The sequence below is a fragment of the Lewinella sp. IMCC34191 genome (assembly GCF_003390935.1).
Classification (GTDB): domain Bacteria; phylum Bacteroidota; class Bacteroidia; order Chitinophagales; family Saprospiraceae; genus Neolewinella.
Map to the genome: position 1 here is coordinate 509,286 of NZ_QNQZ01000002.1, position 15,036 is coordinate 524,321.

Consider the following 15,036-nt stretch of genomic DNA (forward strand, 5'->3'; position numbering starts at 1 on the left):
ACCTTCGACCTATGAGACACCGCTGTACCCTACTCGCGTTTGCTGCCCTCGTGGCCTGCGCACCCGCCCCGCAAAACGAATCCTCCGCCCCGGCCGACCAACGCCCCAACATCGTCTTCATTCTCGCCGACGATATGGGCTACTCCGACATTGGCTGCTACGGCGGGGAGATCGCTACCCCCAACCTCGACCGGTTGGCGGCCAACGGCTCCAAGTTCCGCCATTTCTACAATGCGGCGCGCTGCTGTCCGACGCGGGCGGCGCTGCTGACCGGGCAGTATCCCCACACGGCGGGCATGGGCAAGATGGTCAGCGGCACGAATAGTGCGCCCGATCCGGGCCCGTACCAGGGCTATCTCCGCGAGGACATTCCCACCATCGCCGAACGGCTGGGGGCCGCGGGGTACCGCACGTATATGTCCGGCAAGTGGCACGTGGGCGAAGGTCCCGAACACTGGCCGCTGCACTATGGCTTCGACCGCTACTTCGGCCTCATCAGTGGTGCCAGCAGCTACTACGACCTGCGAACCGACCAGAACCGCGAGCGACAAATGGTGCTGGATTCCGCGCGCTGGTACCCGCCCGCCACCGGCTTCTACGCTACCGATGCCTACACGGATTTCGCGGTAGAGGTGCTGCAGGATCACGAGGAGAATCAGGATCAAGCCCCCTTCTTCCTTTACCTGGCTTACACCGCGCCCCACTGGCCGCTGCACGCTCCCGAAGCGACTACCCAGCTGTACGCGGGCAAGTACGCGGCTGGTTGGGATAGCCTGCGCCACGTTCGCCACGCCCGGCAGCGGGAGCTCGGCCTGATCGACGACCGCTACGAGCTGCCCCCCCTGGAGACGAGCATTCCCGACTGGGACACCGTGGGCCCCGAGATGCAGTGGGAGCGGCGCATGGAGGTCTACGCCGCCATGGTACACCGCATGGACGAAGGCATCGGCCGCCTGATCGAGCAGCTGGAGGGCAGCGACGAGCTGGACAATACGCTCCTGGTATTTCTATCCGACAACGGAGGCTGCGCCGAAGACGTCAGCAGTCGCGGTCTGCACCGGGATACCGCCACCATCGGTCTGCCCGGCAGTTACGTGGCCTACCTGAAACCCTGGAGCCAACTCAGCAACGTGCCCTTCCGCAAATTCAAGAAGTGGACCGAAGAGGGAGGCATCGCCACCCCGCTGATTGTACACTGGCCGGACGGGCCGCAGGCCGATAGCGACTGGGTCGACGCCTACGGCCACGTCATCGACCTCTACCCCACCGCCCTGGCCGCTGCGGGCATTTCAACCGAAGAAAGCGAGTTACCCGGGCTGAACCTGCTCACGACGTTGGAGGAAACATCCGCGGAGCAAAGCCGCCCCCTGTTCTGGGAGCACTACGGACACGCGGCCGTCCGGCGCGGGCGGTACAAACTCGTGCGTAACTCCCCCACCGCCCCCTGGATGCTTTTCGATATGGCCGAAGACCCTACCGAGCTGCACGATATCGCGCCCAGCCTGCCGGATACGGTGCAGGAACTGTCCCGGCGTTACGAAGTATGGGCACGACAGGTAGGGGTCTGAATCCGTCTGATCTTAATCCGCGATCCGCAGCTTAGCGGCCCAGTCGCCGTAGGACCTCGAAGCATCTTCCGGAAATTCGGACAGTTTCATTACCCCGGCTCCGTCGGTCCGCACCGTCACCGGGGACTGCCAACTTCCTTCCACCGGGTTATACCACTCCAGGCGGTAGGTGGCATTCGCTTGCAGGCCGTGCACCTCCGGCACTTCCGCCCCGTGCTCGAAGTAGAGCAGCGCCAGGCTAGCCGCGGAGTCGCGCAGCATGTACGCCCAGCCATCGAGACCGTCGTAGGGGGCGTCGGACGCCTTATGCGGATGGAGATCTTCCCGTACGGGCCGTAGCTCGGCGTAGGCGTCGCCCTCCGACAGCATAAATTCCCCAAGCCCGGCCATATAATTACCCGAAGCGTACCGCAGCGCCTCCCAGAAATGGGGCCGTGCACCGGCCGGCTCTCCGGTGGTGGTGATGTCGTAGGCCGCCGTACCGTGCACGTGGCCGGCCAGTCCGCCCGACAGTACCGATCCGTACATCTGTGCCCGGGCGAAGTAGTTGTCCCGCTCCGAATCCGCCGGTGGCCGCTCGCCGCCCGGCTTATTGATCTCGTGGTCCCAGCCCGTATAGTAGGGCTCGAAGTTGATTGCCGGGTACGGCGGCTCGAGGGCGAAGATGGACTCCAGCGAATCGCTCACCCGGTGGTCCCGCGGCTTGTTGCCTACGCTCTGGATCGTCAGCCAGGGAGCCGTGTCACCGCTGCCGAATTGCTCCAACGTACTGTTGTTGATCAGGGCCGTCACGGGCTGCCCGAAGGGCGGCGGCCCGTAGGTCTCGTGGTGGTAGGTCAGCGCTTCGTTGAACTGGTCGGCGGTAAGGCTGAAGTCCTCCGGTATCCAGTCCAGGTGGATGCCGCTGAAGACCACGTTGTACGCCCCGTAGCGCGCGACCAGGTACTGAAAGTAGCGCGCGAAACTCTCGTTGAAATCGAAGTACGCCGCCCACGACGGCCCGGCATCCCGCCGCACCGTCTCCAGCAGGGAGGTGAAGCCGTGCTCTGACAGAAAGGCCATCTTTTGGTCGAGACTTTGAAAATAGGCCGGATTGATCCGGTCGAAATCGGACAATTCCTTCCGCTCCGCCGACGGCTCGAACGGCAGGTTGCCCCACTCGTCGCGCATATTCTTAGCCGTGAAGCTGCCCCAGTAGCTCATATCCCCGGAGGCATCGCGGCCCAGGGAATCGGATACGGTATAGCCGAATTTCTCCCAGGCATTGCGCAGGTACACGCCGTTCGCATCCGCGTAGGTGCTCGGGTGTACGTCCGAATCCCAGTTCGGGAAGGCGGCGATCATGCTGACCGAGTTAAAGCCCTGCCGCTTGCGGTACAGCACGGCATCCTCGAAGCCGATACCGGGGCCGGGCTGGTAGCTGCTGTCCGTCACCGCCCCGCGGAAAGGCAGCCGCCACGTACTTCCCGCAAGCCAGGTGTCGCCCAGCATGAAAAAGGGCGTGCCGTCGGCAAATTGCAGCGCGTGACCGGTGGCGTCGGGGCGCAGGTAACCGCGGCGTACCGGGTTTTCAGCTAATTCCCCTGCGGTCCAGGGCTCGGCTAGGAACGTACCGCTGTGTCCGTTCAAACCCGCATCGTCCGGCTGGTTGGATGCGGTGGTATAGGTCCACTCTCCGGGTGCCGGGGCGGTCAGCCGGATACGGAAGGTCGAATCTCCGTCCCAGAAGCCGTATACCCGTTTGGAAAAATCGGGGCCCTCCAGTTCCGCCCAGCAGGTTACCTCGGCGTAGGGGTTAGCGTAGTCTTTCGCGGCGGCAAGCTCGATCTCCACCACTTCCCAGACGTGATAAGTGCCAGTGGCGTCCTGACCGATGAGCGTCGAAGCAACAAATAAAAACAGGACAAAACAGAAGAATAGATCACGCATTATCGTCCGGCGGTTTGGCGTAGGTTGAAGTAGAGTTTCGGACCCCGATCGCCGTCGTTCGCGTAAAAGCTGGCGTTGATCAGGCCGAGGGGTTTGATGATCAGGCCCGTCGTGGTGCCGTCCAGAATACGCTGCATGACCGGCCGGGAAAGAGTGACGTGGGTCTTGCTACCTTGCCCCCCGGTGACGGGCTGATCAAAGATCATCTGCTGGTTCAGCGGCTCGGTGCCGTCGGGCAGGAGGAAATCGCCGTAGGTGACGCTATCCTGCTCCCAGTCGGGGTCGCCACCCATCACCTCGATGATGCGCACTTTCGGGAATTCTTCGCCGAGCTGGTCGCCGTAGGCCGCGCGGTAGTTACCACCCGAAGCTACGGCCTGGGTCGTGAGTTCCAGGATACCTGCCCCGTCCGCAGCTTCCCCCCGGAAGTCGTCCGGGTTCCAACGCAGGAGAGCGTACTGTCCGCGGCCGACGCTCAGCACCGGCACCTCCGCGCCGTCCTCCCGGGCCGTCCAGTTGCTGAAGTTTACTTCGGGGTATTCGGGTGCGATGACGGCATTCTGCGCTACGGGCAGCACGCGGTCGAAGGTCGCCAGATCGGGTACCGGGGGGTGATACACCAGGGGTTCCCCCTTTTCCGGACCGGCATCCGCGGCCTCGACCACGTCGGCGCGGAAGTAATCGAGTTGTACCTCGTAGGAATCCGGCCCGAAGTCCGTGGCGCAGAACTGCACGTACAGCGTATCCCCGGCACGGACGTCCAGGTCGCGGGTCAGGAAACTGATGGTATGCCAGTCGGTGGTGTCCGCGATGTCGAACTCCCGCAGGTGCTCGTGGAAGTCGGTGGTGCGGTTGGTGACCACCATGAAGTTGACCCGCCGGGGGGCGGCGCTGATCTTCACCCGGGCTTCGAGCAGCAATTCGTACGCCGGATCGCTCAGTCGTTCGAGATCGAGTTCGTCGGTGACGTCCCGTTTCAGGATGGTCCACCAAACGTTGTGGCGGTCCTGCGTAGCGTCGATAGAGATGATGCCGTGCCCGTCGCGGGCCGTGAGCGCCATGGTCGGGTCGCCGTCGCCCGTCATCAGGATGTAGTCGTCGTGGCTATCGGTAGCGAAGTCATCGAGAAACTGGGCCCCGGCAGCCGGCAGTAGCAGCCATTGAAGCAGGAACACGATAAGATTACTACGCATAAAGCAGATTTTTTAAGCGGGCGACAAAGCGGAGAGGCTCACCCACCCCCTTCAGGAACTCCGTCGATGCTCCGGGGGTTGTCATCGAGAAATTTTGCCGGCAACCCCGTCGCGGCCTAGGTTGGCCTCTCCCGCTTATTTGGGATAGGCAGATTAAGATTCACCCATGTTGAAAAGAAAAATAGTCGCGGCGCTCCTCCTGGTCCTGGCCCTGTGGTTGGGGATCGACGCCCTCGGTCACATCCGCTTCCCCGTCGGCCTGGAGGGCTACTTCCAACCGGCCTATTACCGGCAGTTCGGTCCGCTGGCGCTCTGCGTCGAGCTCTTTATCGCCGGAGGCTATCTCTTCGTCCGCCACCGGAAGGCCAACTTCGCCCTTGCGCTTTTTGGTTTCACCGTAATTTTGGAGATCGTGAAAAATCTTCTGGGGGGATACGCCGGCGGGGCACTGTTGTTTCCTTCCGTACTCATCGGCGCCGCCGGTATTGCCGCCCTGTGGATGGCCTTTTCGAACGTCTTTTCCATTGGCCGCATCTCGTTTTTGGCCGCCCTGGGGAGTTTCGTGCTCGGGACGGTGATCGAATCGTTCTTTACCAGTTTATACATTTAGTCCTTGCTGGAGGGGGAAAGGACAACGCCAACGCCGGCTGCTTCTTTTGCCGGATTTGTAGCTGCAGGATCCTCCCACCGATAGCTTGTGGTAAGTGGTCCTCCTTTCAGGCTGCAAATCTGAGGATTGATGATCTTCCGTCCACCCTACCCTGAACATGTCGCAACCGGGCGGTCAAGTCATCGGCTAGCGGTCGGGCAAAGATTGAGGGAAGTTGAAACTCTCCCTTCAGTAGCTAACCCTTTACCTGCGCTCCGCCGCCCAAAATCCGAAGACCTAGCGTTCCGCCAGCTTCAGCGCTTCCAAGAGTCGCCCGGCGTTGCGCCGGTTGCTGTATTCACCGTCCAGGATGGCCTCCCGGCGCTGGATATCCGACGCCGTGAAGGGACGCGTCATCAGTTCTTCGGTAGCGGCGTAGAAGTCCCCGTCGGCCAGCGTAACGTAGTCCTCCAGGTGGGTACCGGCGACCATGGCTTGGTTAGCCAGACAGAAGCGGCCGTTGCAGAGGGATTCGAGCAGCTTGAGTTTGATGCCGGTGGTCTGGAAGGTGGGCAGTAGAATGACGTGGGCGTTCTGTATCCACTCCTGCATGCTCACCGCGGAGGGATTGGCTACGACCTGGATGTTGGGGGACGCCTTGACCCACGCCCGTAGCTCCGGGGTAGGCTCCTTTCCGGCCAGAACGAGCTTGATATCCCGGCCCTGAAAAGCGCGGATCAGGTACTCCGCCGCTTCGACGTTCTCGGAAACGGAGAGGTTACCGTGGTAGAGGGCGTAGGTGCCGCTGCCCTCCTGGATGTTGAGCCGTTCGTTGGCGTGGAAGGGAGGCAGCCAGAACGTAGCCGGGAAGTCCGGCTGCAAATAGGCCGTATCCGGCGGGGAAATGGCCGCGATCGGGGTCGCCGAAGGCAGCCGGTGCAGGGCCTGTTTCAACTGGTAGGCTTCCTTGACGAAGTAAGCCCGTTTAACCTGACTGCGTTCCCGTTTCGCCAGGGCCCGGTAGTAATCGTGCTCGATGTTATGCATTCGCAATACACAAATCCGGTTGCCGAGCTGCCGGGCGATCAGCGGGTAGGCCGTGTGCAGGCCCTCGAACAGTACCGGGTGATTGTCGGCCTCGAGATCGGTCAGCAGTTGCCGGCTTCGGCGGGAGCGGATGATGTAGGGTAAGCGGGACACATTGCTTCGCCAGCCCGTACGGCGCGGATAGTAGTCGACGCGGTGGCAGTAGGTCTGCAGGGCCGGCGCCTTACCGCGGCCGTATTCGTAGCAATGGAGGTGAATCTTAACGCCCCGCGCGTGCAAGGCCCTGACCTTGTAAAAGATATCCATGGCTCCGCCGTAGTCGGGCGGGTAGGGTACGTCCAGGCTGACAACGTGGAGGTGGGTGTCGGTCATTGGAAACCAACATACCAAAATTTTGGGGAAGCGCGAACGGATACTGGCGTGGGCGCCCTCCCGTCTACTTCGTCTCCCAGCTGAGGGCCGACTGTCTGGCCCCCTGCCCGAAGTTCACGCTGTCTTCCCCGGACCGACCTTCCTTCGATCGCAGGCGAATATTATCCGACAGCGGACCGAGTACCCGAACCCACTGCTCGCCTTCCCCGGCAAAGTCGATTGCTTCCACCTCCGCATCCTTCGAATTGTAGAAGGTGAAGGCGGGGCCTTCGGCCTGGTGGATGCGAATGTTTTTGAAGCGCATCCCGTCGCCATCAATAATGGTGATGCCCTTACGGGTCTCGAAAGAGGCATCCTCGAGGGTGACGTTCTGTAGGTTCATCTCGGGCAGCCCCTGAAACTGCGCGGCGGTTTCCGACTGCGTGACGCGGATATCGCGCAGGTGGATGTTGCGGAAGGAGGGGGTCTCCTCCGTGACCGGCATCAGGGTCTCGTCGCGGGCTTCCGTTTCGGCCGACTGGGTCTCCTCCAGGATGGGCGAATTGCCGCCGTAAAAGAGATTAAAGCGGATCGCCTCGGTGGGGATGCGGACCATATCGATGTCGTTGATCCAGATGTTCTCCACTACCCCGCCCCGGCCGCGGGTGCTCTTGAAGCGCAGGCCTACGTCGGTACCGATGAAGGTGCAGTGGGCCACCTTTACGTTCTTCACGCCGCCGGACATCTCGCTGCCCACCACGAAGCCACCGTGGCCGTGGTAAACGGTGTTGTGCGATACGATCACGTTCTCGGTGGCCATGCCGCGCTTCCGTCCGTCCTCGTCCTTGCCGGACTTGAAGCAGATGGCGTCGTCGCCCACGTCGAAGGTATTCTGGTAGATGAGTACGTTCTTGCAGGATTCCAGGTCCAGCCCGTCGCCGTTTTGCGAGTACCAGGGGTTGCGGACCTCCAAATTGCGGATGATCACGTTCTCGCACATGAGCGGGTGAATATTCCAGGCCGGCGAGTTCTGAAAGGTGGGGCCGTCGAACAGCACGTTCCTGCAGTTGACCAGGCTCACCATAACCGGGCGCAGGTAATCCTTTACCCGCATAAATTCTTCTTTGGTGCTGAGATTGGGTACGTTGAAGTTGACGTCGCTGTCGGCCCGCTTGTACTCCTCCGAAGGATACCAGATCTTGCCGTCGTCGCGTAGCGCGCCGCCCGAAGCGACCAGCTTTTTCCACCGCGGCGGTGGCATTTTGTCTTTCTTCACGGGCCGCCAGGCATCCCCGGAGCCGTCGAAGACGCCGCGGCCGGTGAGGGCTACGTTCTGCAGGTCGCGCCCATTGATGGGAGATGTGTTGCGGTAGGTTTCCAGGCCCTCAAAGCTGGTGGCCACCAGGGGGTAGAGATCCTTATCCTCGCTGAAGATGACCAGGGCGCCCTCGTCGGTATGCAGGCGAATGTTGCTGCGCAGCGTGATCGGGCCGGTAAGCCACATTCCCCGCGGAATACGTACGGTACCCCCGCCCCGTTCGGCAACGGTAGCTATGGCTTCCTCGATCGACTCGGTATTGAGGGTGGTACCGTCCCCTACGGCGCCGAAGTCCGTGATGATTACCTCACGGTCGGGGAAAGTGGGTTCCGTTACCCTCGGCATGTCAAAGGGGAGGTCGGCGTAGAGTTCGTCGACGGTGATGTCCTGAGCGGATAAGGGCTGCAGGCAAGCCAGAAGCAGCAAGGTGATAGCCGGGAGGTGGAGCGCTAATTTATTCATAGGATTTTGCAGGATTGACTTCATGCATCAAGGTCGGCATACGGCATCGCCCCCTACGTGCCGTAATCAACTTACCCTATACCCAATTTCACATTTGAAGATCCGGCCCGTTCAGGATTGCTGCGAACCGTCGCCGGAAGGATTAAAATGGGGCGAGCGGTGACAATCAAGCCAAATAAGGGAAGCGAAATTAAATCGACCTAACAACTTGCACACGTCTTCTCACAATCGTATTTTTAAAATCTCTCCTGAAAACTAAGCAGCTTCCAATGAAGAACCAGTACGTTCCCTTGGTTCCCTACCTTGATGATAGGGGAATCCGAGTTTCTCAGCTAGTCAGTCTGGATAACTTCCTTTCTTCCTTTCACGTCAGGCAAATTCGGTCGCTGCTGACGGCGATGGGCCTGGAGGACCACCCGAAGGTCTGGAGACGCATCAGCCAGCATACGGAACTCTTTGATCTTTCGACCAACTTCGTTATGGACAGCGGTTTACCCACGGAGCGAAAACTGCTGAATACCAAGCTTGTGGTTCGTGATTTACCCGTTAACGGGACAACGACCGCGATGTACTGCGTGGCTGTCGGGTATATTATTTTGCCCGAAGTTCCACTGGTCAACATCTCTAAGGATGAGGCCGCGGAGTGGGCTACGGTGAGCAGCCCGATGCAGGCGCAGAACGGATCAGATTGCGGACTTGCAGGCAAGCGGTAGCCGCCGGTGTCGCGCGGGGATCCGACGCCTAGCATGAATCGCCTAGAGCGCCGTCGTCAGTTCGCCACTCCCAAAAATCCGCCCGCTTCCGTCCGTTTGCGCCGTGCCAGGTTCATCTTCTCCGGCGTGGTCAGATACTCGCGCACCCCGAAGCTCACCGAGAAGATGATCAACTGGTAAAACAGGATGCCGTAGTTCGACTCCCCGAAAATGCCAAACTCCGTCAGGCTGTTAATGGTGATCGGGATCAGGATCCCGATCATCATCAGCTTCTTCTCCTTGGTGGCACTCATGATGGCCCGCATGGTAAACACCATCTGGTAGATCACCACGGTCATACCCACGAAGCCCAGGTTCATCAGCACCTGCATGAAGGTGTTGTGGGTCATCTTACCCGGGTAAGTGTGGGTCGACTGGAAGTACTCTTTATAGTCGATGCGCATGAAGCCGAAACCCAGGAGCGGCTCCCGGGGTAAGCCCTCCGCGATCAGGGCCGTCCAGAAGGGGAGGCGACCCGTCATGCTCATAATTTCCTCGAGGCGTTCGGTGTCGCCATCCTTGAGCACCACCTTCCAGATGGCGACCGGGGAAACGACCAGCATCCCGGCAATGATGAGGGCTTTGATCTGCTGCCGCTCCGACTGCATCACGTGGAAGAAGATGATCAACAGGGCACCGATCAGGGAAGAGCGGGAACCGGTAGCGTACAGGCAGTAAAAGAGGATGAGGAGCTGAAAGGTCGTCCACTTCGGCCGGTGGGCGTCGTAGTAGTTGAAGATGAGGCAGGCCACCCCCACCCCGGCCAGCATGCCGAGTTCGTTGGGGTTCATGATGTAGCCGCCCAGCCGGGCTTCTTCCCCGCCGTGGGTCAGGCGGATAAAGGTGTCCGGATCGACCCACATGCCGATCACGAAGATGAGCACCAGGTAGTAGACCGTATTCCCCAGCAGCTGGAACAGCCGGATCCGGTGTCCCGGAAAGTACTGGTCGAGCATGCTGATCGTCTTGATAAAGTACAGGCAGAAGAAAAAGCTCTGCGTGGTCATGAACCACTGCAGGGCGCTCACGCCCACGTTGGTCGTCCAGAGGAAGGAAGCAAAACCGAGAAAGAGGTAAATGCCGTAAAACGCCGCGACGAAAACGTTATCCCAGGTCATCGACCCCGGCACCCCGTAGTCGCGTACCCGGCGGTAGAGATAAATGGCGCCAAACAGTACGCCGTTGCGGCCGACCAATTTGATCCCCCGCGTGATAATGACATTCTCACTCCACGTGAAAAAACAGGCCACCATCAGGAACAGCAGTACGAAGAGCCACCGCTCGGTGCTCTTCAGAAATTCCTGGTGCTTGGCCGGGTCCAGGGTCACGCGTACAGCTTATTGAAGCGAACGACCACCTCCGGCCAGCTGAAGGCCGTAGCCACCATGCGGGAGGCATTGCCGCCCAGTTCGCTGAGCGTACCGCCACCCAGGGCGCGACATTCGCTCATGGCCGTAGCCAGGGCACGGTCGTCTTCGTTGGGCACCACCCGCCCGGCCCCGTACTCGCGTACGTAGTCGCCGATGTTGGTGGCTTCGGTCACGATGCAGGGCACGCCGAAGGCCGCCGCTTCGAGCACCGCGCTGGGCATGCCCTCATTGCGGCTCGGGTGCAGGAAGACGCGCATCCGCCGCAGCAGGGCGTCCTTCTCTTCCCCGTAGCGGGAGCCGTGCAGCACTACGCGATCTTCGATCCCCAGCGCGGCTATTTTTTCTTCTACCGCCGGGCGACCTTCCCCGTCGCCGACGATCCAGAGTACGGCGTCTTCGTCCGTCCGGATGTGCGACGCGAAGGCATCGAGCATCAGGTCGAGCCCCTTAGTGTAGTAGTCCAGCCGGCCGACGAAGCCAAAGACGAAGCCGTCCTCGGCCCGGGCCTCCGCGCGCTGGGTGCCGGCCACGTCCATCCCGTAGGGCAGCAGGACCGTCTTATCCGTTCGGTAGATCGTTTGCAGGCCGTCCACCTCGCTGGCCCCGATGCAGTGGATCGCGGCGGCGTTGCGCAGTAGTGACCGCTCGAACAGCGGAAAGTAGACTTTCTTTTTCCAGCGCCCCTTCTCCATCGCCCGGGTATTGTACGCTCCGTGCGGCGTGATCACGTACCGCAATCCGGCCCGGTGCAGGGCGCCGGCCGCACGGGAGAATAAGGGTACCCAGCCGCCGTGAATGTGGAAGACCGTCCCATCCCGGTCGACTTCGGATAGGGCGGCTACGAAGGCCGGGTCCAGCGCGAAGGGATTACGGTCCTCACGGAACAGTACCGTCCGGAAGTTCCGTTCCCCGTAGTCCGCCTCCGGCGTCTTGGTGAAGCCCCAGACGCTGACGTTCAGCCCCGCCGCGGTCTGCCGGGTGGCCAGTTGGTAGACCACCTTGTTGACGCCGTTCATGCGGGCCGGATTGGCCTTGCCCATTACCAGGTGTATAATTTCCATAGCTGGAACCGTTTTTTCTGCAGCACGACCAGCCAGGTCGCTTGCAGGATGAGTTGATTGATGACAAGCCCGGCCACCGCCCCCGACACCCCGAAGGTGCCCAGCAGGTAGCGGTAGCTAATGAGGCTGAAGAGGAAGCTGGCCAGGTAGGCCGTGAAGTACGAGCGGTTCAGCTCGGTGACGCGGATCAGCAGGCGGACCGGGTAGGCAACGATGATGACCACGTAAAGCAGCACCATTCCGCGCAGCACGAAAGCGTAGGGAGCAAAGGCGGCATCCCCCACCAGCACGATGACCTCGCGGGCGAAGACGAACAGTACGCCCAGGCCCGCCAGCATGGCCAGTTGGTACAAACCCAGCTGGCGCTGCGCCGAGCGGTAGTAGTGCTCCACCGATACCCGATAAGCTTCGCTCAGTCGCGGGAGAACATAGTTTTCCAGGGTTTGCAGCACGATGTTGATGACGCCCAGCAGGGTTTGCACGAAACGCAGCACCCCCAGCGCCTCGACGCCGATGAGTAAGCCCGAGGTCATCACGTACAGGTTGCTCGATAGCCACTGCACCACCGCCGCGTACAGCAGCCACTGCCCCTCTAGCAGGTGGATCCGTAGGTAGCGCTTCACGAAGGCGAGCTCCGGTATGCGGCATCCCCTCAGATAAATGATCCCCCCGAGCAATAGACCGGGCACGAAGGCCGCCCCTAAAACCAGGAGATAGTGCACCAGCTCATGCACCCCGGAGTAGGCTCCGTAGGCCAGGCCGGCGGCCACGCCCAGCAGGTAGGTGCCGGTCATACCGACCACGATCTCCGTTTGCCCCCGCGCCAGAAAGTACTTGCGCAGGAAATCACTCAGCAGAAAGGCCACGGTGTAAGCGGCGAAGGCCGGCAGCAAGGATTGGTACTCGGCCATCCATCCGGGGCCGGCCGCATACAGCAGTAGGGGTGCCGCGGTGAACAGCACTACCAACGGCAGCAGCAACGCGAGTAATACCGACCGGTAATCAGCATTCCGGGGCTCGGCGGCCACGTGCACCTGTAGTGGCTGCACCACCAGCGACTGTACCACGGCCAGCAGCAGGTATACCACGATCACCAGGGAGGCGAACAGCCCGTACTGCTCCAGGGGAAGCAGTTTCACCAGCGCGATATTGACCAGAAAACCGGTGCCGCTGAACATCCCTTGCTCCGCGATCAGTTGGAGCTGTTTCGGAATGCGGGCTATCATTTGCGCCAATTTTTGACGTACGCGATCGTCTTACGGATCATCCAGATGCCTTCGTGGAGCAGGGAGGGACTGTACTTATCGTTATTGACCACGAGGCGGAGGTTTTCGATCTCGTGCTTCGCCCGCAGCAGGTTGAGCTCGCCGATGCTGCTGAGGCGGGTCTTGCGGGTGTCCACTACGCAGAGGTTCTGGTCGGCCAGCCCCATGAAGAGCAGCGACTTGGCGTTGTCGCGCAGGTTGAAGTTATCCACGAGTACGAGGTCGTAGTCCGTACAGAGTTGCCGGTACCAGGACAGCAGTTCGGCGAAGGTGAGCCGAGATACATCGTCTTCCGACACCACCCGCAGATGCTCCCCGGGCAGCCGGAAAGTATGCCCCTCATCGAAGGTGAGCACGCAGAAGTTCCGGCCCTCCCGCAAGAAGACCTCCCCGAGTTGCTGCAACTGGTAGCGCACCCCGTGGTTGCGGTGGAAGGCCGTGTAAACCAGCGAACTGTTCGGCGCCAGCAAGCCCTTCATATCCAGTTTGAAGACTTCGTTCTTGAAGTAGGCCGCGGCCGCTTCGTCGTTCTTCAGGTGGGGCGTGGTGTAGAGGATCGGGATGTCCGTATTCTTCTCCACCGAGGAGGTATCGTTCACCCGCGCCTTGCTGGCGTTGACCAGGAAGATGAAGATCACCGCACCGAACATGCCCAGCAGCGAGGATACGATGATGATGATCGGCCGGTTCGGCGAGACGGGTTTTTCCGGCGTGTCCGCCTCCTGGATGATGCGGTGGAAAGAGTGCTTGGCCGCCTTGGCGATTTCGGCCTCGATCCGCTTCTCGTTCAGAAAGATGTACGACTTCTGCTGCAGCCCGAACTCCCGGTCCATGGTAGTCAGCACGCGCTCGCGCTCGGGCAGGCCCTCAAAGGCGCGTTCTGCCTGTTCGATGTCCGCCGTCAGTTTGTCGTACTTCGTTTCCAGATTACGGCGGGTGTTGCCGATACTCTCCACGAAGTAGTCGACGTAAAAGTCGATCTTCTCCTCCACGGTCCGCACCAGTTCGTGGTCCTTGCGGTACACCAGCAGCAGGTCCTGGCGCTCGGCCTGCAGGGTTTTGATGTTCTTGACCATTTCGGTCGACAACAGGTCGGTGAAGGCCTCGAAGTTGGGGGCCAGCTCCAGGAAGTTATCCTTGCCCTGTTGGATGTAATCGTTGAGTTCGTTGATGGCCTCCAGCGACATCCGAACATTGGTTTGCTGGATGCGCATCTGGGAAATCTTACGCAGGTCGGTTTCCGTCTGCATTCGGATATTGACGATCTCGTTCCGGTCCCGGTAGCCCTGTATCTCCCGTTCCGTTTGCTCCAATTCGTTGTAAACCTTCTCGATCTGCTGATCCAGGAAATCCGCCGTGATATCGGCGACCCGGAATTTGTCCTCAATGTAGTCGTCGATGTAGGTACGCGCCAGCTCGTTGGTCAGCATGGCTGCCTTCTCGGGAATGTTATCCTTGTAGATGATCCGGATGATCGCCACGTCCTTATCCACCGCTACGACGTCCAGTGCTCCGGCCACCTGCCCGGCCAGGCGATCCATGGAATATTTGTGCAGTTTGTAAACGCCGCACAGCGCCAGGTCGGGTCGCTTCGCGAGCAGCTCCGTGTTGTGGACCAGGTAGATACTGGCGGCGGAGCGCAGGTGTAAAGTATCCCCAAATAACCCGTTGAACACCTCCGTCGTCCCCGGCAACTGTACCGTATAGTGCACGGTATCCGCAACCTGGATGACCCAGTCGCGGTCGTAGTAATCCGGGTCGTGAATGGTGACCCGGTGCAGGAAGGGTTTGTCCGTATACAGCTCGGAGGTCTTGACCTTCCCCACGCGGCTCAGTTCCTCATCGAAGTCGAGCTTCTCCAGCGTCTGGCGGACGAGGATCTGCGACTTCAGCACCTCGATCTCCATGGCGATCTTGCCGGTACTGGCGAATACGTCGAAGTCTTTGAAGAGGTTATTTCCCGTGACCCCCTGATCGAGATCGGCCAGTTTGATCTTGGTCGTACTCTCATACATCGGCGTGGTGTACGACAGGTACTTCTTGGCCACCAATAGCCCCGCCACCATCGCGACCACGATGATGGGAAGTCCCCGGATGTAGGGGCGGAGTATGCTGAGTTGCTCCTGCATAT

At 60.6% G+C, this 15,036-nt stretch carries 11 protein-coding genes; 3 read left to right on the top strand and 8 right to left on the bottom strand.

Going from position 1 to position 15,036, the window contains the following annotated elements:
* The first annotated feature begins 11 nt into the window (after positions 1-11).
* On the top strand, positions 12-1,568 hold the full coding sequence (locus tag DRW39_RS06635; protein ID WP_198664808.1) for an arylsulfatase: 1,557 nt from the start codon (positions 12-14) through the stop codon (positions 1,566-1,568).
* A 12-nt stretch (positions 1,569-1,580) separates the two neighbouring features.
* On the opposite strand, the gene DRW39_RS06640 is transcribed toward DRW39_RS06635, so the two are convergent.
* Entirely contained in the window at positions 1,581-3,497 is a 1,917-nt protein-coding gene (locus DRW39_RS06640; RefSeq protein ID WP_116106228.1) for a DUF5060 domain-containing protein, read from the bottom strand.
* Positions 3,497-4,690, bottom strand: coding sequence for a hypothetical protein (locus DRW39_RS06645; RefSeq protein WP_116106229.1), 1,194 nt, complete (start codon positions 4,688-4,690; stop codon positions 3,497-3,499). The genes DRW39_RS06640 and DRW39_RS06645 overlap by 1 nt, the downstream gene beginning before the upstream one ends.
* A gap of 166 nt (positions 4,691-4,856) precedes the next feature.
* Here DRW39_RS06645 and DRW39_RS06650 point away from each other — a divergent pair, with 166 nt between their 5' ends.
* Positions 4,857-5,300, top strand: a complete 444-nt coding sequence (locus tag DRW39_RS06650) for a hypothetical protein (protein WP_116106230.1) — start codon at positions 4,857-4,859, stop codon at positions 5,298-5,300.
* Positions 5,301-5,576: 276 nt separating this feature from the next.
* On the opposite strand, the gene DRW39_RS06655 is transcribed toward DRW39_RS06650, so the two are convergent.
* Together DRW39_RS06655 and DRW39_RS06660 are read right to left on the bottom strand one after the other, a co-directional pair.
* A complete protein-coding gene (locus DRW39_RS06655; protein ID WP_116106231.1) occupies positions 5,577-6,698 on the bottom strand; it encodes a glycosyltransferase in 1,122 nt (373 codons plus the stop codon).
* 64 nt (positions 6,699-6,762) lie between these two features.
* Complete coding sequence (locus DRW39_RS06660; RefSeq protein WP_198664809.1) at positions 6,763-8,457, bottom strand: glycoside hydrolase family 28 protein; 1,695 nt, start codon at positions 8,455-8,457, stop codon at positions 6,763-6,765.
* Between the two features lie 269 nt (positions 8,458-8,726).
* Here DRW39_RS06660 and DRW39_RS06665 point away from each other — a divergent pair, with 269 nt between their 5' ends.
* Positions 8,727-9,170, top strand: coding sequence for a hypothetical protein (locus tag DRW39_RS06665; protein ID WP_116106233.1), 444 nt, complete (start codon positions 8,727-8,729; stop codon positions 9,168-9,170).
* 56 nt (positions 9,171-9,226) lie between these two features.
* Here the strand turns inward: DRW39_RS06665 and DRW39_RS06670 are convergent, their stop codons facing one another.
* From DRW39_RS06670 to DRW39_RS06685, 4 genes are read right to left on the bottom strand one after another with little or no spacing between them, the layout of a single operon-like run.
* A complete protein-coding gene (locus DRW39_RS06670; protein WP_198664810.1) occupies positions 9,227-10,537 on the bottom strand; it encodes an O-antigen ligase family protein in 1,311 nt (436 codons plus the stop codon).
* Positions 10,534-11,640 carry a glycosyltransferase family 4 protein gene (locus tag DRW39_RS06675; RefSeq protein WP_116106234.1) on the bottom strand — a complete coding sequence of 369 codons (1,107 nt, stop codon included), beginning with the start codon at positions 11,638-11,640 and terminating at the stop codon, positions 10,534-10,536. Before DRW39_RS06675 ends, DRW39_RS06670 begins: the two co-directional genes overlap by 4 nt.
* The gene (locus DRW39_RS06680; RefSeq protein ID WP_116106235.1) at positions 11,619-12,866 is read right to left on the bottom strand and encodes a lipopolysaccharide biosynthesis protein; all 1,248 of its coding nucleotides are present in this window, start codon (positions 12,864-12,866) and stop codon (positions 11,619-11,621) included. Before DRW39_RS06680 ends, DRW39_RS06675 begins: the two co-directional genes overlap by 22 nt.
* Positions 12,863-15,034, bottom strand: a complete 2,172-nt coding sequence (locus DRW39_RS06685) for a GumC family protein (RefSeq protein WP_116106236.1) — start codon at positions 15,032-15,034, stop codon at positions 12,863-12,865. Before DRW39_RS06685 ends, DRW39_RS06680 begins: the two co-directional genes overlap by 4 nt.
* Between the last annotated feature and the right edge of the window lie 2 nt (positions 15,035-15,036).